At 64.3% G+C, this 15,909-nt stretch carries 25 protein-coding genes; 4 read left to right on the plus strand and 21 right to left on the minus strand.

Translation table 11 applies throughout. From position 1 onward, the window contains the following. Positions 1–163: 163 nt before the first annotated feature. The 18 genes from AOZ53_RS29595 to AOZ53_RS29670 form a co-directional block, all read right to left on the minus strand. Positions 164–967, minus strand: coding sequence for a phage head morphogenesis protein (locus AOZ53_RS29595; RefSeq protein ID WP_054490534.1), 804 nt, complete (start codon positions 965–967; stop codon positions 164–166). Continuing rightward, on the minus strand, positions 960–2,429 hold the full coding sequence (locus AOZ53_RS29600) for a DUF1073 domain-containing protein (RefSeq protein ID WP_054490536.1): 1,470 nt from the start codon (positions 2,427–2,429) through the stop codon (positions 960–962). Before AOZ53_RS29600 ends, AOZ53_RS29595 begins: the two co-directional genes overlap by 8 nt. 77 nt (positions 2,430–2,506) lie before the next feature. Beyond that, the gene (gene terL / locus AOZ53_RS29605) at positions 2,507–4,009 is read right to left on the minus strand and encodes a phage terminase large subunit (RefSeq protein ID WP_082385822.1); all 1,503 of its coding nucleotides are present in this window, start codon (positions 4,007–4,009) and stop codon (positions 2,507–2,509) included. Next, entirely contained in the window at positions 3,927–4,607 is a 681-nt protein-coding gene (locus tag AOZ53_RS29610) for a hypothetical protein (protein WP_054490540.1), read from the minus strand. The genes terL and AOZ53_RS29610 overlap by 83 nt, the downstream gene beginning before the upstream one ends. A gap of 494 nt (positions 4,608–5,101) precedes the next feature. Continuing rightward, positions 5,102–5,539, minus strand: a complete 438-nt coding sequence (locus AOZ53_RS29615) for a hypothetical protein (protein ID WP_054490542.1) — start codon at positions 5,537–5,539, stop codon at positions 5,102–5,104. After that, positions 5,536–6,039, minus strand: a complete 504-nt coding sequence (locus AOZ53_RS29620) for an HNH endonuclease (RefSeq protein ID WP_054449239.1) — start codon at positions 6,037–6,039, stop codon at positions 5,536–5,538. The genes AOZ53_RS29615 and AOZ53_RS29620 overlap by 4 nt, the downstream gene beginning before the upstream one ends. Then, a complete protein-coding gene (locus AOZ53_RS29625; RefSeq protein ID WP_054490544.1) occupies positions 6,036–6,242 on the minus strand; it encodes a hypothetical protein in 207 nt (68 codons plus the stop codon). The genes AOZ53_RS29620 and AOZ53_RS29625 overlap by 4 nt, the downstream gene beginning before the upstream one ends. Beyond that, positions 6,239–6,754, minus strand: coding sequence for a hypothetical protein (locus tag AOZ53_RS29630; RefSeq protein WP_054490546.1), 516 nt, complete (start codon positions 6,752–6,754; stop codon positions 6,239–6,241). The genes AOZ53_RS29625 and AOZ53_RS29630 overlap by 4 nt, the downstream gene beginning before the upstream one ends. Next, the gene (locus AOZ53_RS29635) at positions 6,751–7,119 is read right to left on the minus strand and encodes a hypothetical protein (RefSeq protein ID WP_054490548.1); all 369 of its coding nucleotides are present in this window, start codon (positions 7,117–7,119) and stop codon (positions 6,751–6,753) included. The genes AOZ53_RS29630 and AOZ53_RS29635 overlap by 4 nt, the downstream gene beginning before the upstream one ends. A gap of 114 nt (positions 7,120–7,233) precedes the next feature. Then, positions 7,234–7,707 carry a RusA family crossover junction endodeoxyribonuclease gene (locus AOZ53_RS29640; protein WP_054490550.1) on the minus strand — a complete coding sequence of 158 codons (474 nt, stop codon included), beginning with the start codon at positions 7,705–7,707 and terminating at the stop codon, positions 7,234–7,236. Continuing rightward, positions 7,707–8,339: an NUMOD4 domain-containing protein gene (locus tag AOZ53_RS33955; protein WP_197286544.1), complete on the minus strand. Its 633-nt coding sequence runs from the start codon at positions 8,337–8,339 to the stop codon at positions 7,707–7,709. The genes AOZ53_RS29640 and AOZ53_RS33955 overlap by 1 nt, the downstream gene beginning before the upstream one ends. Continuing rightward, positions 8,336–8,806, minus strand: a complete 471-nt coding sequence (locus AOZ53_RS29645; protein WP_054490552.1) for a hypothetical protein — start codon at positions 8,804–8,806, stop codon at positions 8,336–8,338. The genes AOZ53_RS33955 and AOZ53_RS29645 overlap by 4 nt, the downstream gene beginning before the upstream one ends. Further along, positions 8,803–9,558 (minus strand): replicative helicase loader/inhibitor, encoded by a 756-nt coding sequence (locus tag AOZ53_RS29650; RefSeq protein ID WP_054490555.1) that lies wholly within the window; start codon positions 9,556–9,558, stop codon positions 8,803–8,805. Before AOZ53_RS29650 ends, AOZ53_RS29645 begins: the two co-directional genes overlap by 4 nt. After that, positions 9,558–10,505, minus strand: a complete 948-nt coding sequence (locus AOZ53_RS29655; RefSeq protein ID WP_054490558.1) for a hypothetical protein — start codon at positions 10,503–10,505, stop codon at positions 9,558–9,560. The genes AOZ53_RS29650 and AOZ53_RS29655 overlap by 1 nt, the downstream gene beginning before the upstream one ends. Beyond that, positions 10,505–10,906 carry a nuclease domain-containing protein gene (locus AOZ53_RS33960; protein WP_082385824.1) on the minus strand — a complete coding sequence of 134 codons (402 nt, stop codon included), beginning with the start codon at positions 10,904–10,906 and terminating at the stop codon, positions 10,505–10,507. Before AOZ53_RS33960 ends, AOZ53_RS29655 begins: the two co-directional genes overlap by 1 nt. Then, positions 10,903–11,616 carry a DNA methyltransferase gene (locus AOZ53_RS29660; protein WP_054490559.1) on the minus strand — a complete coding sequence of 238 codons (714 nt, stop codon included), beginning with the start codon at positions 11,614–11,616 and terminating at the stop codon, positions 10,903–10,905. The genes AOZ53_RS33960 and AOZ53_RS29660 overlap by 4 nt, the downstream gene beginning before the upstream one ends. Next, positions 11,616–12,071, minus strand: coding sequence for a recombination protein NinB (locus AOZ53_RS29665; RefSeq protein WP_054490561.1), 456 nt, complete (start codon positions 12,069–12,071; stop codon positions 11,616–11,618). Before AOZ53_RS29665 ends, AOZ53_RS29660 begins: the two co-directional genes overlap by 1 nt. A 2-nt stretch (positions 12,072–12,073) precedes the next feature. Continuing rightward, on the minus strand, positions 12,074–12,379 hold the full coding sequence (locus AOZ53_RS29670) for a hypothetical protein (protein ID WP_054440359.1): 306 nt from the start codon (positions 12,377–12,379) through the stop codon (positions 12,074–12,076). On the opposite strand from AOZ53_RS29670, the gene AOZ53_RS34525 reads away from it, so the two are divergent. Next, positions 12,369–12,608, plus strand: coding sequence for a hypothetical protein (locus AOZ53_RS34525; protein WP_197286547.1), 240 nt, complete (start codon positions 12,369–12,371; stop codon positions 12,606–12,608). The genes AOZ53_RS29670 and AOZ53_RS34525 overlap by 11 nt on opposite strands. Before the next feature lie 53 nt (positions 12,609–12,661). Here AOZ53_RS34525 and AOZ53_RS34530 read toward each other — a convergent pair whose 3' ends face one another. After that, on the minus strand, positions 12,662–13,060 hold the full coding sequence (locus AOZ53_RS34530) for a hypothetical protein (protein WP_076472314.1): 399 nt from the start codon (positions 13,058–13,060) through the stop codon (positions 12,662–12,664). A 97-nt stretch (positions 13,061–13,157) separates the two neighbouring features. On the opposite strand from AOZ53_RS34530, the gene AOZ53_RS34535 reads away from it, so the two are divergent. Further along, on the plus strand, positions 13,158–13,406 hold the full coding sequence (locus AOZ53_RS34535; protein WP_156333577.1) for a hypothetical protein: 249 nt from the start codon (positions 13,158–13,160) through the stop codon (positions 13,404–13,406). A 152-nt stretch (positions 13,407–13,558) separates the two neighbouring features. On the opposite strand, the gene AOZ53_RS29675 is transcribed toward AOZ53_RS34535, so the two are convergent. Continuing rightward, positions 13,559–13,792, minus strand: coding sequence for a helix-turn-helix domain-containing protein (locus tag AOZ53_RS29675; RefSeq protein ID WP_082385829.1), 234 nt, complete (start codon positions 13,790–13,792; stop codon positions 13,559–13,561). A 73-nt stretch (positions 13,793–13,865) separates the two neighbouring features. Here AOZ53_RS29675 and AOZ53_RS29680 point away from each other — a divergent pair, with 73 nt between their 5' ends. Next, on the plus strand, positions 13,866–14,570 hold the full coding sequence (locus AOZ53_RS29680; RefSeq protein ID WP_054490565.1) for a S24 family peptidase: 705 nt from the start codon (positions 13,866–13,868) through the stop codon (positions 14,568–14,570). Between the two features lie 25 nt (positions 14,571–14,595). Here the strand turns inward: AOZ53_RS29680 and AOZ53_RS33965 are convergent, their stop codons facing one another. Beyond that, positions 14,596–15,507, minus strand: coding sequence for an OB-fold protein (locus AOZ53_RS33965; protein WP_082385827.1), 912 nt, complete (start codon positions 15,505–15,507; stop codon positions 14,596–14,598). A gap of 183 nt (positions 15,508–15,690) precedes the next feature. Here AOZ53_RS33965 and AOZ53_RS29685 point away from each other — a divergent pair. Then, positions 15,691–15,909 (plus strand): pentapeptide repeat-containing protein (locus AOZ53_RS29685; protein ID WP_197286545.1); only part of this gene is annotated, 219 nt, incomplete at its 3' end.

A 15,909-nucleotide genomic window follows, 5' to 3' on the forward strand; every position in this document is an offset into this window, starting at 1 on the left:
CAGGTAGTGCGCGCGCGACGCCTCAGCTACACGGTCCTTATCGGCTTCGTAATGAGCCTTCCTGCATGTTTTGCAGCGAGCATGCCGGCCGTCTTTCCTGGACCGATCTATGCTGAAGCTTTCAAGCGGCTTGGATTCTCCGCACTTGAAGCATCTCTTCTGGTCAGCCCTCGAATCCGGGGATGATGCTGATCGACACGCATCGGCAGTTCGGCTCGGTTCCCGGAAATACCCACTTTCCATCGAGATACATTCCCTTTTCGATGTCATAAGTTTTCCCACTGGCAGCGACATGGGATGGCCTTGGATGCTTTCCGCCAGAGCTATGAAGCCAGCGCGCTTTGGTGATGCCGAGGCCTTTTTGCCTGACCCTTGTAATGGTGGCGGTCGCTTTATTCGACTGGTCGCGCGCGATGAACGCCGCGCGCCGCTTGGTGACGCCGTAGCGCTTCTGCAAATCCTCGACCAGCCCTTCCAGGTCTCGACCCTGGGTAACCGACCGCATAACCATGCCCTGCACGTCCTGCAGATGCTCGGCGGCGATCGACTTGATGAGTCCGACGTTCTCCTGCACGGTGGCCTGGAATACGTCGTTGGCCGCTCGGGTCAGCTGGAACTGCACGCTGAACCCTTTCTTCCGCAGGGCATTGCGCAGCGAGATATCCGCCGCGCTCATCGAGGTTTCGGCGAACTCGCTGGCCACCGGCTGGGCCGCCTCGTCGAAGCGTCGTTGCCACTGCTTGGCCAGGCGCCGCATCATCTTGGTCAGCGCCATGGCTGGGCTTTCGTCCTGGGCGATCTCCGGCACATTGCGCCGATAGGCCGCCGTCAGCCAGTACACCAGGGACCGCTGCATCTCATCGATCAGGCGGTCCAGGCGCTTGCGATAGGCCGCCTCGATCCCCTGGTTGGCGTGCACGGGGCGCAGCGGCACCTCGCGGCCAGTCGGGGATACGAGGTCAGGCATTCGCGTCTTCCTGCGGTTCGTCTTCCAGGGGCGGCGGCGCGCCGGGCACAGCATCCGGCACCCCGTCGTCGTCATCGTCGGCCAGATCCAGCGAGTGATAGCCGTTCGTCTCGTCCGCGGCCACGCGCTCGCGCTCTTCCTGCGGGCTGATGGCGGCGGACTCGATCAGCACTGCGCCGGTGTCCGCGTCCAGCTTGCGCACCTCGGCCAGCTCCTTCTCGCTCATCTGCCACAGCGGCACGAAGCTGAAGGTGATGTCGGGGTCGATCTCGCCGAACTCGCTCAGCTGGATCACCTCCAGGCACTGCTGCAGCGGGTCGCGGAACACCGCTTCCTGGGCCGACAACATTTCGTCGTAGAAGACGCGAATCTCGCCCTCGGCCGTGGCGTTCAGGCCGCTCGGCGTGATGCCCGTGTACTTCACCAGCGGAATGCCTGGCACTACGCACAGCTGCTCCAGCGACTGGTTCTGCAGCGCGTCCAGTCCAGACAGAGGCACGTTCTCGAACCCGAATTCCTCGTCTTCCTTGTTGACGGCGAAGACCCCGCGATTCGTCCGTGTCCGGTTGAACACGTCGATGCGCGCGAATACGTCGTCGCCGGGATCGCCCGAAAGGATCGACTGCAGATTGGTCTTGAAGACCCCCACCGAGAACCCATCGATCAGATTGGCCACCGCCTGGCGCGTCTTCAGCCAGTTGTTGACGTACGGAATCGTCAGCTGGGTCAACGACATGCCGCCGAAGTTGTACGACGGCTTCAGCAGGTCCGGCACCTCGCGCGACACGATGTTCAGGAGGCGGCTCGAATGCACCTGGCGCCCCAGCACAAACCAGGACGTCGGCTTGTAGAAGTCCGGCCGCATCGGGTTGTCGCTGTTGTAGAGGTACGGCGTCGTCCAGACAGGGTCGATGACCTTGAAGCCCACCAGCGCGCCCTTGGCGATCTTGGCCGGGCTCTTGACCAGGATGGACTTCAGTTCGTCCGGGTCGGCCCAGGCCAGCATGCCGCTGGGCGTCTTCACGTCGATGTAGATCTGCGACCGGCCGAACAGACCGTCCTGCAGCGCGGCGAGGCGGAACTTGGCTCGCAGGCGATGCCGGCGCATGGCCTTCTCGATGACCTCGAGCTTGTCGCTCTTGTCGTCTTCGCCCTTGACCTCCAGCTTGATCCACTTCCGGGTCATCTCCTTGGCGATGACATCGGACATCTTGCGGTATTCGGGGCGCTGCGACAGCTCGGCCAGGTAGGGATAGCCGATGAAGCCCATCCCGGCGTAGGCCTCGCTCACGTAGGCGTAGACCGGCGACATGGACTCATCCATCGCCAGCACGGCCTTCTCCATCGTGGCGGGGACTACGCCGGGAGCAACGGCGGGGCGCTTGAACTCTCCCACGGACGTGGCCACGGGCTCGGCCGGCGGGATGTTCGCTTTCCCCAAGGCTTCCAGGCTGATCTTCATCCCGGGCTCGCGGCGCGCAGCCGGCTCCGCCGTGGGAGCCGTCGCCGGCGTCCTGCGGAGGGTCCAGTCGAGTAGTTTCATGCACGCCTCAATGCGTCGGGGTTGATTTGCATCGGCCGCTTGGTGATCAGCTCGGCGAAGGCCCGTGAGAGCCCGTCGATCTGGTCGTCATGCTTGCCGTTCGGGAAAGACCGCAGCTCGTCGATCAGCGCCTTGTTCCAGTCGCCGCGCAGCATCAGCACGTTGCCGACGTTGACCTGGGCGGCGAACGGTTCGGCGCGCACAACCTTGTCGCCGCTTTCTGGGCTGCTCACGATCCGGTAGCCGGGCATGCCGCGCGTCAGGTACAGCACCTGCGTTTTGCCGGCCTGGCCCGGGTCTTGCGGGATGCTGATGCGGACCTGCCGGCCATCCAGCGCCGCGGTGTTCTCCAGCGCCTTGTCACGGCGGTCTGGCCCCCACTGGCCGCGCACCATGTCGCCGATCACGTACTGACCGGTCGGCAGGCGGCCCAGCTTCGGGCCGGCCGTGAAATCGCCCGCGCCGTCGGTGCTGGCGAAGTCCCAGCCGCGCACCCAGTCGATGCGCCCGGCCGGCAGCGCGTCGATGACCTGGATCTGGTCGGGCTTGAAAAGGTCGCCATCCAGCGGGGTCGGCAGCTGCTGATACAGCGACGACCAGGTGCGCGAGTTGCTCTCGAACTGCGCCCAGTGCTGGCGATCGAACCATTCCGGCCAGAGGTATTCGCCCCTGGCGCGCCCGAGCGGGTCCCTGTCGACCTCGCAGCGCGCCTGAATGCACAGCACCTCCCAGTCGTTGCCGTCCTTGCAGCGGATAAGCCCGCTTTCGCCCTTCCAGTCATCCGGCAGGATGCGGCCGGCCAGGTCGTCCTCATGCCACCGCGTGGTGATCAGGACAATCCAGCCGCCCGGGATCAGGCGCGTCTTCAGGTCGTCTTCGTAGGCATCCCAGGTCTTGTTCCGGATCGTCTCCGAATTCGCCTGCTCGCGGCCCTTGATCGGGTCGTCGATGATGATGCCGTGAGCCCGGTTGCCGGTAATGCCGGACAGGATGCCGCAGGCCATGTATTCGCTACCGTTCGAGAGCGCGAATTCCTGAGCGGCGTTCGAATCCGACACCAGGGCCGCACCCCAGATGTTCCGGTATCGCGGCTGCTTTATGATCGAGCGCGTGCGGCGCCCCATCTTGCGGGCCAGGTCGTCGCCGTAGCTCGCCAGGATGACGCGCCGGCTGGGGGTGGCGCCCAGATACTTAGAGGGGAACACCACCGACGCATACGTCGACTTAGCAGACCCAGGTGGCATGCAGACGATCATCCGGCCGTGCCGGCGCTGGCTGGTCTCTTCCAGCTTGGCCAGCAGCAGCCGGTGGTGCACCGCCATGGTGGTCTCGATTGGCTCGAAAAATTCGGCGTCCGGATCTTCCTCGTCCACCGGCCGGCCTGGCACCTCGATCGCATTGGCGTACTGAAGGATGTCAGCCCTCGCCCGCCTCCGAATCAGCAGCTCCCGGGCCGCTTCCTGCCGCGAGGGCAAGTAGCTCTTCGTCTGTGAGGTCATCGGCCTTTCGCTGCGTCGTGTTCAGGTTGATCTGCTGCGGCGTCGGCAGGATGCCGTAGGCCTCGCGCTCCAGCGGGATCAGCACCTTCAGCATGTCGGCCAGCTTCTTGGCGCCGTCCAGACGACCAGCGCTCGATATGGCGCGCCGGTAGACCTCGGCCCGCTTGTCGGCGGCCGCGTCGTCCTCGCCGCGCAGGAATTCGCCCAGCTCCTGGAACAGGCCGGGGTTGTTCGTCTCGGCCTCGATCTCGCTCATCAGGGTGTCGCACAGGGTGCGCATGCGGGTCAGCGAGTTCTTGTGCGACAGCTTGACCTCGGCCACCAGCTTCGCGCCGATGGCCACCGCTTCCGCCTCGCGGTACGCAATCGTTTCATCGCGTACCTGCTTGCGTACCTCCTCCCTGCGTACCAGCTCGTCGGCCTTAGCCTGCACCTTCGCAGCCAGGTCACGGGGCCACTCGTCGCGCTTGGCACGCTTGCGGATGGCCCCCTCGGTGATGCCGTGCAGGGTGGCGAGTTCGCGCAAGGACATGACGCCCGCGCGGTAGCCCGCCTCGATGCGCTCCCAGTCGGGTGGCGCCTTCTTGGGCTGTGTCATTCGGTTCTCAGTGTGGTTGCCCCCATCCGACTACCCGCCACGGCGGGCTGGGCGCGGCGGTTCTCGTCGTGCTGGCCGCCGGCGACAAGACCGGAAAGAAGTGCCCCGCGCATTTGCCCCTGCGCGGGCGCCAGGCCAGCTGAGGCGACTCATGGGGGTGTTGTTGGCGTGGGGCCCCTCCCCCAAGCACGCATTGCACGTGGCGCTGTGTGGCGCAGGGAGACTTCAGGCGGCGCCGGTCGGAGCCAGTGATACGGGGCCATCCCCGCGCGCAGCGGCCACGGTGGCGCGCTGCTGTCTGGTCGATTGCGGCGGCTGTTCCCACAGAGCAGAGGCCGGAGCGTGACGTCTGCCAGCCGGTGCCCATGCGGCCCGGCGGACGGTTCTCTCTGGCCCCTGCTCTCTGGAAACGAGCATGAAAAAAGCCCCGGCTTTCGCACGGGGCTTGTTTCTTGCGGACGCACGATGCCCGCCATGGGCATCGGGTCACGTCGTTAGACGGTAGTCAGGTTGTCTTGGCGGCGATTATGCACCCGCATTCCGTACTGCGCAACAAAATCTTCGAAGTTGCCGACGGCACGCACCAGGATGTCGTCGTACTCGCGCAACCTGATGCCCTGAGCGCGGCACGTGGCCTTCCAGTAGGCGCGCTGGACGTAGTGGGCCCGGAGCAGCTCGCGGTGCTGGTGCAACATTCGGTAGACGGCGTTGCGCCAGGCCGCTTCGATGAAGGCGCCGTCAGCCTCGTCCGCCTCCTTCTGCGGCTCCTCGACCTCGGCCAGCTTGCCGGCCTGCTTGGCCAGCATTCGGCAGATCTCGTAGGTGGGCGATACGCCGTAGCCGCCGCGGCTGCGCATCACCTCCCCCCAATTGCAAAGCCGTTCATGGAAATCGGCTGGCAACCGGTCCAAAAGCAAGCGAGAGACTGTCATAGGGTGCATCCTTCATGCAGTTGGCGCTTCGCCTTCAGGTAGGCAGCGTGGGCTTCTTCTGGCGTAGGGAATCGGCCTAGGTACAGGTTTTTCCCCTGGTATGTGAGCTGGGCGGCGAAGCGGCCGCCCGGCTTTGCCGTCACTCCCAGCAATCCCGTGCTACTACGAGCCAAGGGGCGCCGGCGGTTCTGGGTGTTGATCCTCCGGGGCACATCTCGCAGGTTTGCGATCCGGTTATCCAGGCGGTTCCCGTTGAGATGGTCGATGTCGTGCGCTGGAAACGCCCCGTGCATGTACATCCATGCCAGCCTGTGGGCGTAGTAGGTGACTCCGCCCTGATTGATTCGCCAGTAGCCAGTACTGGCTTCGTAGAAACCGGCTCGCTTCCCCTTCATGCGGGCTTGCACACCAGGGGCAGACGTCCACCGAAACTCGCCGGTCTCCGCGTCATATCGCAACAGCTCCTTGAGCCGCGCGTAGTTCAGCCTTGGAATGGTCATGGCGCGGCGCGCTCCTCGTACTTCGAACAACGTTGACCGATCTCTTCGCCCAGGGCGCAGCGCAGGACGCGCCGGCCGCCGAAGGGGTTGGTGATCAGGCGGATTTCCTTGCAGCCGGCGCAGGTGCGCGCCGGCGGGGGTTCTTGGCGGCGCTCCAGCAGCTTGGCCGGGTCGCCGCGTTCGGATCGGCTCGACCAAGTCATGCGGCACGCTCCCGGATGCCGGCCAGTGAACGCATTGGGCTCTGAGCCTCGCGCGCGCGCTGCGCCAGGATTGCCATGGCGGGCGAGAGGACAAACGGTTTTGGGGCCGCCTTCGTCCCGCTGACGACCGTGACCGGGCCGGTGTAGGGTTTCTCAGGCTCTGGCGCGGTGGTCTGTTGGTCTTTGCGCGTCGGCTGCGCAACGGCAATGGCGCCCAGACTCCAAGCGTCATACGCGGCCTTCGGCGAATCCCCGGAACGCGTCACAACGCCGTCGCCGCATTCCCAAACGCCCGCGACCTTCCGCAGGCGGGGCAGCACGGGCGCGCTGCGCTTGGGGCGCGGTGTCAGTTCTCCCCTCGCCTCGCGCACCGCCCGGGCGATCTGGTGCACGCGTGGCTGCGTTATGCCGAATTCCTTGGCCAGCACCGGGCCCGACTCGCCAGCCGTCAGCCGGCGTTCGATTTCTTCGTTGCGCGCGCGGGTTGCGGCGCCCTGGTTGGGGTTGCTCATGCTGCATGCTCCTGAGTTGCGCCAGGGATTCGGCTGACGGCGGGGATCAATGGCCGCTGCACGGTGGCCGCGCGCTCGGCGGCGGCGCGCAGCCAGCGGTCGGGCTGGTACTCGGCGGCGTGCAGGGCGTCGTGCTGACGGCTGGGCGTGGGCACGCCGTCGGGCATGCTGGCGAACCGTTGCAGGTAGTCGATGGCTTCGCCGCGTTCCGGCCTCGGCCAGCCGGTGCTGCGGTGGATAGCCGCGACGATCTCGGCTTCTGTCGCCGATTCCTTGGCGAAGCGATAGCCCATCCGGCGCAGCTTCTGAGCGCAGGCATAGCGCGCCTTGCGCACGGCGGTGAGTTGTTCAGGGGTGCGTGCCAACGTTGTCTCCGTGTTCTTCGGCTTCGTGCCGGTATGCGCTGGCGTGGCCCCAGACCGCGAGCCCGAGGCATGCGGCCAGGAAGCCCAGGCCGCCAAAGACGATCCACCAGCCGTTCATGCGGCACCAAACAGGTCGGTTTGCGGCTGGGCCACGGCCAGCGGCGTCACCACCACCATGAGCCGCGCGCCGAATTCGTCCGGCTCGGCCCGGCGGGCGTGAATCTCGCGCACCCATGCGTCGTCCTGGAACACCACGTCCTTGAGGCTGTCCAGCACCACCTTCTGCGCGTTGTCCAGGTCCAGGCATTGCACGGTGTCATCCCATGCGGCGCCCGCCTTGCGCATGCGCGTCTTCCAGTCCAGCGGGCGGTTCGGGTACAGGGTGAAGTCGACACGCACGCGCCCGGCGATGGGCTTGCGCACGCCCGCGACCAGCGCCAGCTTCTTCACCTGGGACTTGTAGGCCTTGGCCTCGGGCGTCACGTAGGTGCTGGTGAACGACGGCTTGCCCTTAGGCGTGACCGTGCGGCTGGCCCAATAGCGGTTTGCGCTGATGGGATATGGAAGGGTGAGCACGTATTCCTGCATCAGATTCTCCCAAGCGCGCGAATGTCAGCCTGCCCTTTCGGCCCCGGCACTCCCCACCTTTCACCCCTAAGGATGCTGTAAACCGAAGTGCGCCCAAGCCCGGTGTCACGCATGATCTTCGGCACGCTGGAACCGTCGGCACGCATCGCACGCACCTTCTGTGCAAGAAGCCACGACCCCTTGGCGCAAGCGTGTCTTTCGCCGGTCTTGTAAGTCCCATGGGCCCACCTATCCGCCGCGTTTCCGTCCGGCGAATCCCAACGCAAATTCGACACCCTGTTGTCGATGCCGACGCCGTTGTTGTGTGCCACCTGTGTCTGACCAGGCATAGGTGCTGGAAGGAACGCTTCAGCCACCAAGCGATGAACAAATTTCCAGGTAACGCGAGACTTCCGGCATAGGCCGACCCGGAAATAGGCGTTTGAGGGCTTCATGCGCAGCAAACGACCTGGGCGCGTGGACACGTACGGCGCGAATCTACGGACACGCCCGTAGCTAGACACCTCATATTCTGGCCATCCGACAACTAGGCGCCATTCTTCGCCCAGCGCGCGCGCGTAAGTGTCCGCCAGCGTCCCAGCCATGGGATCAATCGCCACGTCGGCCTGGGCGGTCAAGTTCGGTGTAGTCATGCTTCGGCTTCCTCGGGTTGGTTTTGGTCCAGCCAGGTGGGGCCGGCGGGTTTGGGGGTGCCCATGTGCGCCTGTGGCTGGCGGCATTCGTCGCCCAGGACGCGGAGCATGTGGGCGCCCAGGTGGTAGGCGGTGAGCTTTTCGGCTTTGGCGGCGCTGGCCAGGATGTCGGCCCTGCCCAAGGCTTCGATCCGGTCCAGCACCTTGCGGCTGACGCTGTCGCCCTTGGGGCGGTTGACCAGCCAGTACGCGGCGGTGAACAGCGCCTTGCGGTTCTGGGCACGCGCGCTGATGTCGTCGAATTCGGAGCGCGGCGCGCCGAAGTGCAGGCGGCAGTGCCAGTCCTGCGCGCCCTGGGTGCTCATCGTGAGCGTGCCCGGCAGGCAGCAGCCGTAAGCAGCGCAAAGGCCATAGGCCTGGGGTTCGTTGCCGCTGGCGGCGGCGCTGGCTTCGGCGTAGGAGTTCATGCGCTGGCTCCGTTCTGGTGCTGGGCGACCTTGGCGGCCGTCTGCGCTTTCAGGGATTCAAGGCGGTCGCGCTCGGCCTGGCTGGCCTCTTCGGCAGCTCGGCGGCGCTTCTCGCTGGGCGACATGGCGCTGGCAACCAGCTTGCGAAGGCGCGCGATGTTTTCGGCCGCTACCTCGTCGTCGCCCATGCCGTTGGAGGGATCAGGCGGCGGCAGCAGCGCGGCCACATGCGGCGCCGGTAGCAGCCCGGCATTGCCAGCAGCGGTCAACGCCCGTTCGCGGCGGTCAGCATCCCAGCCCAGCGATGCCTGCCATGCAACCTGCCGACGCTCGTTGCGCGCCCGCGCCACCAGGCGGTCGTATGCGCCCTTGAACGCCATGCGCGCGCCGACTTCGTCGCCCAAGTCCAGCACGGAACGGCACGACGCGAAGGCCTGTGCAGTTTCCTGCGTCCAGACGACCGTTTCCGCCTCGTCGCGGGACAGCAGCGCAGTAGCCCATGCCTCATCCGCGCTGGGTCGGTTGTCGCCCGTGCCGTGGCCGAGCAGCGCCAGAATCTGCGCCGGCGTGGGCGGGAATTTGGCCTCGTTCGCCACGTACTGCGAAAACGCGGCGCTGACCGCGGCGAACTCGTAGGGCTCCAGCATGCGCAGCCACAGCATCTGCGTCGCGGGCTGCGGCGCCACGCGGTTGTAGGCGTCGAACACGCCGGCCAGCAGGTCGGCAAAGGCGGAGGTATCGCGGCTGTGCATCAGATCGGCTCCATGTCGATGGTGCGGCTGTCGTTGCCGCCGTGGCCTGCCAGGCGCAAGAACTCCTGCTTGCGCCGTTCCGACTCGGTCATGCCCGACGCCATGCCCAGGCCGATCTGGCGTCCAGGCGCTTGGTCAGCACGGACCCATTCGGCCTTGAAGCTCTGCCATCCCCGCTCGGAAGCGGTGCGCAGTGCGGTGTTCAGCGACACGCCGGCCATCGCCGCTTCTCGCTCGATGCCGGTCAGCGCGGTCAGCGTGAACGGCGCTCGCTTCTTCGCGCGCAGCGCCAGGAAGTCCGCAGCCACCTGGGGTTCGACACCACGGGCTTGCAGGTCAGCAGCGGTGATCGTCGAACCTGCTTTGGGGCTTTCGGAGCTTTGGGATTTCCGGGTTTCGGTGCGTATCTTTTTTTCCTGTTCTTGTTCCTTCTCCTGTTCCTGTTCCTGTTCCTGTTCCTGGCTTCGATGGGGCTTCGAAGGGGCTTCGTTTTGAGCAAAGCAACCGGGATCGGAACTGACCGAAGCGGCACGTCTTTGGGTAAGGTGAAACGACTCGGAATACCGATCAAAGAACGCACCCAAAAACGGGTTATCAGGCAGCGCGTCATAGTCCTTCTGGATGCCCGCACAGCGTTTATCGGCGGGCTTCAGCGCTTCGCCGATCTGGTACGCGGCCATCTCATTGACCCAGACCATTTCAGAGGCTTCGTCGTAGGAGCAGAAGCCCACTTCGATGCACGCATGAAGCCCCTTCCAAGCCCCTTCGATGCCCAATCCGGTTTCGTGGGCCATGTACAGGACGGGCTGGTAATAGAGCCCGAGCATGTTGGAGTGGGGAGAACTGAGCAGATACAGGGCCACCAAAGCCCCTTCCGGAGACTTGCGAAGGGCCTTCCCGGTGTTCCCTGTCCAGAAGGTCGGGACGATCTTGGCGTAGTCGCGCATCAGAGCGCCTCCATCTTGCTGGCGCGCACAGGCAGCCAGCGGTGATATGCGAATTCCCATGTCGCGCGCTTCTCAGCGTCGGTAAGGCTGAAGCCTTGATCCAGACACTGGTGACATCTGAAGCAACCGGGAACGGTGAATTCATCTTTTGCCTTGATGCCCATGCCCTTGCCGTAGGCGGACCAATTTGCATGACACGGGACCACGCTTTCCCGTTCGCCGCGGCAAACGCCCGGGATCTGGAGAAAGCACGGCTCGCCTTTACAAGCAGCCAGGTACTTGGGTTCGTGATAGCCCGGGCGCTTCTTCGGCGCGCGGCGCTTGAATGGGGTTCTCGCCAGGCCGGTGGTGGCCTTGAGCGGGGTCTTGCGCGTGAGAGGGGCTGAGCGCTTGAGCGTCATGCGACAAGCCTCCCCTGGCGCTGGGCATCTTCAATGCGGCGGCAAGCGATGTCGAAGTACGCGGTCACGGACTCAATGCCGAAGAAGCTGCAACCCGCCTGCATGGCCGCCACGCCGGTTGAACCGCTTCCCATGTAAGGGTCCACGATGGAAGCAGGACGCCCAGCCTGATCAATGCTCCAACGCATCAGGATTTCCGGCTTTTGCATCGGGTGAACGCGCTTCTGCCCGGCCGTTACCTCATGGCGGGCACCCTCACCGACGCACAGGCCATCCCATAGAAGGCGAAAGATGCGCAGCGGACCGCCAGGGTTGACGTTCGTCCATGCCGTCTCGCCATCCCCTTGCGAGCGAATTTTCCCGGTAGGCACCTTGTCCCATACCAGGGTTCGCCCTTGCGGCAGCCGGTGCCCGAATTTGTGTGCGCCCCATATCAAAACGGCGGGCGCAACTTCGAGAAGGTGCGTCGGGTCAAACGGTTCGTCATCGCCTTCAATCTCGGCGTGCAAATTCGGCAGCACCTGCAGCGTCTTACCGTTCCGCTGGACCACTGCTGATTCGCGCGAGCCACCCTTGTAGAAGGTGTTCACCTTGTAGCTTTGCCCATACGGCGGGTCAGTGATCACCGCATCAACCTTCGGCAACGTCGGCAGAATCTCCCGGCAGTCGCCCAGGTACAGGGTGGCGTTCCCGATGATTTCTTTACGCATCAGCGGGCCTCTCGCGTGCGGAATTCCACGCCAAGCTCAGCGCCGGCGGCTTCAACCTGGGTCAGGTACTGGGCCATGCCCTTGACGGTCAGCATGGTGGTGCTGCCCACCAGCACGCGATCACCGCGCGGGGTGTACTCCCATTTGCGGTAGCCTTCCAGACACAACTCCGAGTCGAACTCTTCGGGCAGAAAGTCGCGCTTGAACTGTTCATGCCAGGACTCGGCCGGGAAGCGCTGCCCCAGCAGCCACGCCTGTTCGGCGATGTCGGCCAGGGGGCCGACCCACATCAGGGCGTTCTGGCTCATCTTGCGCGGCTTCACGCGCTCGCGCACCACCACCTCCAGCGGCTCGTCGGCATCCAGCGGCAAGTTGGCCAGGAACGTCTGCGCGGCGGCCTGTTGGCTGGCGCCGATCAGCAGGAACGTGCGGGGGTTGTGCAGGCGCTGGCGCATGTCTACCTCGCCCCGCAATTGCCCAGGCTCAGCCGGGCCTTGCAGCAGCGCGATCCGATTTCATTGCCGCGCGCCAGATAGTCCATGTAGCCGACCTCGACGATCGTCAGGCCCAGGGCCCGGCACATCGAATCCAGCTTCTCCAGCGTGATACCGGTGGCACCAGAACAAATCTTGGACGGCATGCTGGCGTCCCAGCCCGTCTCATCCAGCAGCTTTTGGCGCTGGGCCTGGTTGGCCATTGCCAAGCGCAAGGCCGTTTCGATGATGTGGGGACCGGACATTCCGGCCGGTTCAATGGGAATCATGGCTGCTCAACAGGAAAGGAATGCCCTGGAATTGGCCGCCGGGCACACTGGCGGCATGAAAAATCTGACCGAAACCGAAAAGCTGCTGATCACCGCCCAGGACATGGCCCGGCGCACCTTCATCGACCCGTCCGAAGCCGCGGTGATGGCCATCTTTGAAGAGCTGCGCGCCGAGCGCGACCGCATGGCATGGGCCACCGACGACCGCGTCGGCGCGACGGTGCATTGATGCGCTACACATCGAGCGGACCTATGGGGATGCGGTTGTCCTGCGGGTCGGGATCACGCATGGTTGGCCTCCTGGTCGGAAATCGGCCCGTGCTCTTCACCAGGGGCCGGCAGATACGTACGGATCAAAGTGGCGCAGTTCGTGGCCGCGAGCTTCGGCGTGGTGTTGCAGTTGCCCGTGTAGCTCGCGGCATGGGCATCGCAGCATTGAGCGGCGCGCTCGCGCATCGCCTCGACACCTGCGCGAAAGCCAGAATTCCAGTCAGAGGTCATCGTGCTGGGCTGCGCCTGCGGACGTTTGGGCGGCGGTGGCGGCAAGCCCGTGTCTCCAGCCTTGTATCGATCGAGCCACAGAGCCTTTTGCTCGTCGGTGACATCAGAGGGCCACGGCAGATGGGAATAGAACTGCGAGTACCCGAGCGGACCACGCGGGCGTTGAACGGGGGAAGCCATCTACGCCGCCTCCTGCTGGGCAGAAAAATGGGCGGCCAGCCCCAGACGGATATGATCGTGTTTCCACAAACCCAACCCGATCCGAAAGGGACTAGCCATGAGCGAAAAATTCAATCCCGTGAGCGTCAAGTCGCTAACCATCACGCCTCACCTCGCGCACGATGCGTTTCCGACCGTCCGAGTCGATATCCCTCTCGAACACACTCAGTCACTAGGGACAGAAGCGATTTCCCTGTCTCTTCTGCTGCCGCTAGAGAAACAAGACTGGACGGAACTTCAACGAAAAGCGGTGGAGCGGGCGATAGCGATACTTCAATCTGCCCTTGCACACGACCAGCAACGCTGAGGGATAGCCGCAGGCGCGCATTGACGGGCGGGCTATCAGTGCCGTCCAGCTCAAATGCGCGCAGCCGCTCCTTGACCTCTTGTCCAGAAATCAGTCCGGCAGCGAGAAGTCGGTCCTGGCTTGCGTCTGGAGGGGGTGGCATGGCTTTGCCGTCACGCATGGCTCGACTCCTGCTGGGCTGGAGCGGCGGTGGCCAGCTCGGGCGCGGGCGGCGGTAGTGATCGAGCCAATTCGGCCAGCTTCAGCGCGTCGTTGGCGCCAGCGGAAGGCGCGCCGGCCTCCCAACGAGAGAGCCGCGGCTGCGGAATGCCTGTGCGCCGGGAAATTTCCGACTGGGTCAATCCGGCGGCGCGAATGCGCTTGATGAGGTCGGTAGCGGTGTCCATGGGCATCAGATTATACGTTTCCGAATAACCATGCAATACCCAATCGAATTATTCATTCATGCATAGTTTCGCCATGAACTCCCGTGAATTCTTGGCGGCGCTGATGTCGCGCGCCGGCGACACTGCGAACTCCCTTGCACGCAAAGCGAAGGTGCCGCAGCCCACCATCTACCGATTTCTGTCTGGAACGGCGGCCGAGCCGCGCGTGTCCACCTTCGAGCCGATCGCCCGCCATTACGGCGTACCGGTCGAGGCCTTTCTGAGCGACCGCGCGCGGGCCGACCTGGTGGCGACGATGTTCAGCGGAGAAGGCGACAAGACGCTGATGGCACTTCCCAAGGCTGTGGTTTCGGATGACGTGCCCATTCCCCAGTTCGACACCGGCGGCAAGATGGGCGACGGGTTGGAGCTGCGCGACCAGCCAGGCCTTATCAAGAGCTGGCGCGTGGATCAGGCATGGCTGGCGCAGAACGTGCGCGGCGCCACGTCGGCCAGCAATCTCTGTATCGTGACCGGCTTCGGCGACTCGATGCGACCCATGTTCAACCCTGGTGACCCTTTGCTGGTCGACCGCGGCGTCATCACGGCCGACTATGACGCCGTGTACTTCTTCCGCGTCGATGGCGAGGGGTTCATCAAGCGCCTGCAGAAGATCCCCGGCAAGGGCCTGATGGCGCTGTCGGAGAACCCGGCATACCAGGCCTGGGTAGTGGAACCCACCATGGATTTCGAGGTCTTCGGCCGCGTGTTGAAGGTCTGGCGCAGCGAAGATTTTTAGGCCGTTGAGGCAGGGAGCGCTGGTGTCAGTCTCCCGGCGCGCACTGTACCCACTTGCGTTGGTAGCCCAAATCGTTGGCATGGCCCCAGCACCAGCCCACATACCGGATTTGCTTCATGAGTAACTCGCGCTCGCTGCACGCCACTTCAGTCGCTTGAGCGTTCGCGGCACCCCCGCGACATAGCGTATCCAGACGGTCTGCCTCGGCGAGCATTCCGGAAACTTCAGCACGCGACCGAGCGCTGTTCCCCGCAGGCAAATTGCCCTCGAATCGGCAATCGAGAATTGGGGTTTGGAAGGCCATGCCGAGCCCAACACACCGTCTCTGGATGGACTCGCCCCGCCGCAACTGCGCCAGCATGCCTTCGTGAGCTGTGGCGAAAACCAGCTTGACAGATCGGTATGGATCATCGGCCCACAAAGCCACGTATGGCTCCCCTCCAGCATCTCTCCCCACTTCCTGAACCACACCGCGAATTTCCACGGGCTTGCCCCTATATTTCGCGTCGGCGGCAATACCGTTGGCGAGATACGCACGGAGCAGTTCTCCCGCCCACAAGGAATTATCTGAGCTGGCGGATTTCCTGGTCTGTGCTGTCGAGATCCGGGAATTCTTAGCCAGCGCCTGATACTGGGGCGTGATGTTGTTGTACCACTCCTCCAAGCAATCGCTATCTCGGCAGTTGTCTTGACGCCATTTGAGATCTGCCTGCGCGCGGCTCGATAGCGCCTTCAAATCCCCACCCCCGGCCTTCGCCGCCGCATAAGCCCGTGCAAACTTGGTGTCCAGATTAAGCAATGTCTGGTTGTCGCACACGAGCCGATCTACCACTGTCGGCTTGGCATTGCAGTCCACACTGTTCTGCGCAGACGCGACCGACGGCGCGGTCCCCGCAATAAGCGCACACAACCAGACACTCTTCAGCTTCGACTCCATAGGACCTCCGAAAATCCCCCCCGCATCATAAGCCGAGCGACGCCTATAGGCGCACTTGGGACATTGACGATGGCCGGGAATACCCTTACGAATTATTTATTCGTTTTCGTATTGACTTGATTTATTCGTTTGCGCATAATTCTCCCAACACCTCCCCACCCCGGGGAGAAACGGGAGAAGACCTTGAAACACGAGATCAAGAACCGCTGGACCGGCGCCGTGCTCTTCACGGCTGACGTGCCCGAGGGCACCGAGAGCGGCATGGTTGCCCGCGTGGCGCTGGAGCAGGCCGTGGAGGCCCGTGCCGACCTGCGCGGTGCCTACCTGGGCGATGCCAACCTGCGCGGTGCCAACCTGGGCGATGCCAACCTGCGCGGTGCCAACCTGCGCGGTGCCAACCTG

This window comes from Achromobacter sp. 2789STDY5608621 (genome assembly GCF_001299375.1).
Lineage (GTDB): Bacteria > Pseudomonadota > Gammaproteobacteria > Burkholderiales > Burkholderiaceae_B > Achromobacter > Achromobacter insuavis.

What these genes read in the sequence shown, in the direction of transcription:
- AOZ53_RS29595 (WP_054490534.1), bottom strand. Translation starts at nt 967, where the DNA reads ATGCCTGACCTCGTATCCCCGACTGGCCGCGAGGTGCCGCTGCGCCCC.
- AOZ53_RS29600 (WP_054490536.1), bottom strand. Translation starts at nt 2,429, where the DNA reads ATGAAGATCAGCCTGGAAGCCTTGGGGAAAGCGAACATCCCGCCGGCC.
- terL (WP_082385822.1), bottom strand. Translation starts at nt 4,009, where the DNA reads ATGACCTCACAGACGAAGAGCTACTTGCCCTCGCGGCAGGAAGCGGCC.
- AOZ53_RS29610 (WP_054490540.1), bottom strand. Translation starts at nt 4,607, where the DNA reads ATGACACAGCCCAAGAAGGCGCCACCCGACTGGGAGCGCATCGAGGCG.
- AOZ53_RS29615 (WP_054490542.1), bottom strand. Translation starts at nt 5,539, where the DNA reads ATGACAGTCTCTCGCTTGCTTTTGGACCGGTTGCCAGCCGATTTCCAT.
- AOZ53_RS29620 (WP_054449239.1), bottom strand. Translation starts at nt 6,039, where the DNA reads ATGACCATTCCAAGGCTGAACTACGCGCGGCTCAAGGAGCTGTTGCGA.
- AOZ53_RS29625 (WP_054490544.1), bottom strand. Translation starts at nt 6,242, where the DNA reads ATGACTTGGTCGAGCCGATCCGAACGCGGCGACCCGGCCAAGCTGCTG.
- AOZ53_RS29630 (WP_054490546.1), bottom strand. Translation starts at nt 6,754, where the DNA reads ATGAGCAACCCCAACCAGGGCGCCGCAACCCGCGCGCGCAACGAAGAA.
- AOZ53_RS29640 (WP_054490550.1), bottom strand. Translation starts at nt 7,707, where the DNA reads ATGCAGGAATACGTGCTCACCCTTCCATATCCCATCAGCGCAAACCGC.
- AOZ53_RS33955 (WP_197286544.1), bottom strand. Translation starts at nt 8,339, where the DNA reads ATGACTACACCGAACTTGACCGCCCAGGCCGACGTGGCGATTGATCCC.
- AOZ53_RS29645 (WP_054490552.1), bottom strand. Translation starts at nt 8,806, where the DNA reads ATGAACTCCTACGCCGAAGCCAGCGCCGCCGCCAGCGGCAACGAACCC.
- AOZ53_RS29650 (WP_054490555.1), bottom strand. Translation starts at nt 9,558, where the DNA reads ATGCACAGCCGCGATACCTCCGCCTTTGCCGACCTGCTGGCCGGCGTG.
- AOZ53_RS29655 (WP_054490558.1), bottom strand. Translation starts at nt 10,505, where the DNA reads ATGCGCGACTACGCCAAGATCGTCCCGACCTTCTGGACAGGGAACACC.
- AOZ53_RS33960 (WP_082385824.1), bottom strand. Translation starts at nt 10,906, where the DNA reads ATGACGCTCAAGCGCTCAGCCCCTCTCACGCGCAAGACCCCGCTCAAG.
- AOZ53_RS29660 (WP_054490559.1), bottom strand. Translation starts at nt 11,616, where the DNA reads ATGCGTAAAGAAATCATCGGGAACGCCACCCTGTACCTGGGCGACTGC.
- AOZ53_RS29665 (WP_054490561.1), bottom strand. Translation starts at nt 12,071, where the DNA reads ATGCGCCAGCGCCTGCACAACCCCCGCACGTTCCTGCTGATCGGCGCC.
- AOZ53_RS34525 (WP_197286547.1), top strand. Translation starts at nt 12,369, where the DNA reads ATGGGAATCATGGCTGCTCAACAGGAAAGGAATGCCCTGGAATTGGCC.
- AOZ53_RS29670 (WP_054440359.1), bottom strand. Translation starts at nt 12,379, where the DNA reads ATGATTCCCATTGAACCGGCCGGAATGTCCGGTCCCCACATCATCGAA.
- AOZ53_RS34530 (WP_076472314.1), bottom strand. Translation starts at nt 13,060, where the DNA reads ATGGCTTCCCCCGTTCAACGCCCGCGTGGTCCGCTCGGGTACTCGCAG.
- AOZ53_RS34535 (WP_156333577.1), top strand. Translation starts at nt 13,158, where the DNA reads ATGAGCGAAAAATTCAATCCCGTGAGCGTCAAGTCGCTAACCATCACG.
- AOZ53_RS29675 (WP_082385829.1), bottom strand. Translation starts at nt 13,792, where the DNA reads ATGGACACCGCTACCGACCTCATCAAGCGCATTCGCGCCGCCGGATTG.
- AOZ53_RS29680 (WP_054490565.1), top strand. Translation starts at nt 13,866, where the DNA reads ATGAACTCCCGTGAATTCTTGGCGGCGCTGATGTCGCGCGCCGGCGAC.
- AOZ53_RS33965 (WP_082385827.1), bottom strand. Translation starts at nt 15,507, where the DNA reads ATGGAGTCGAAGCTGAAGAGTGTCTGGTTGTGTGCGCTTATTGCGGGG.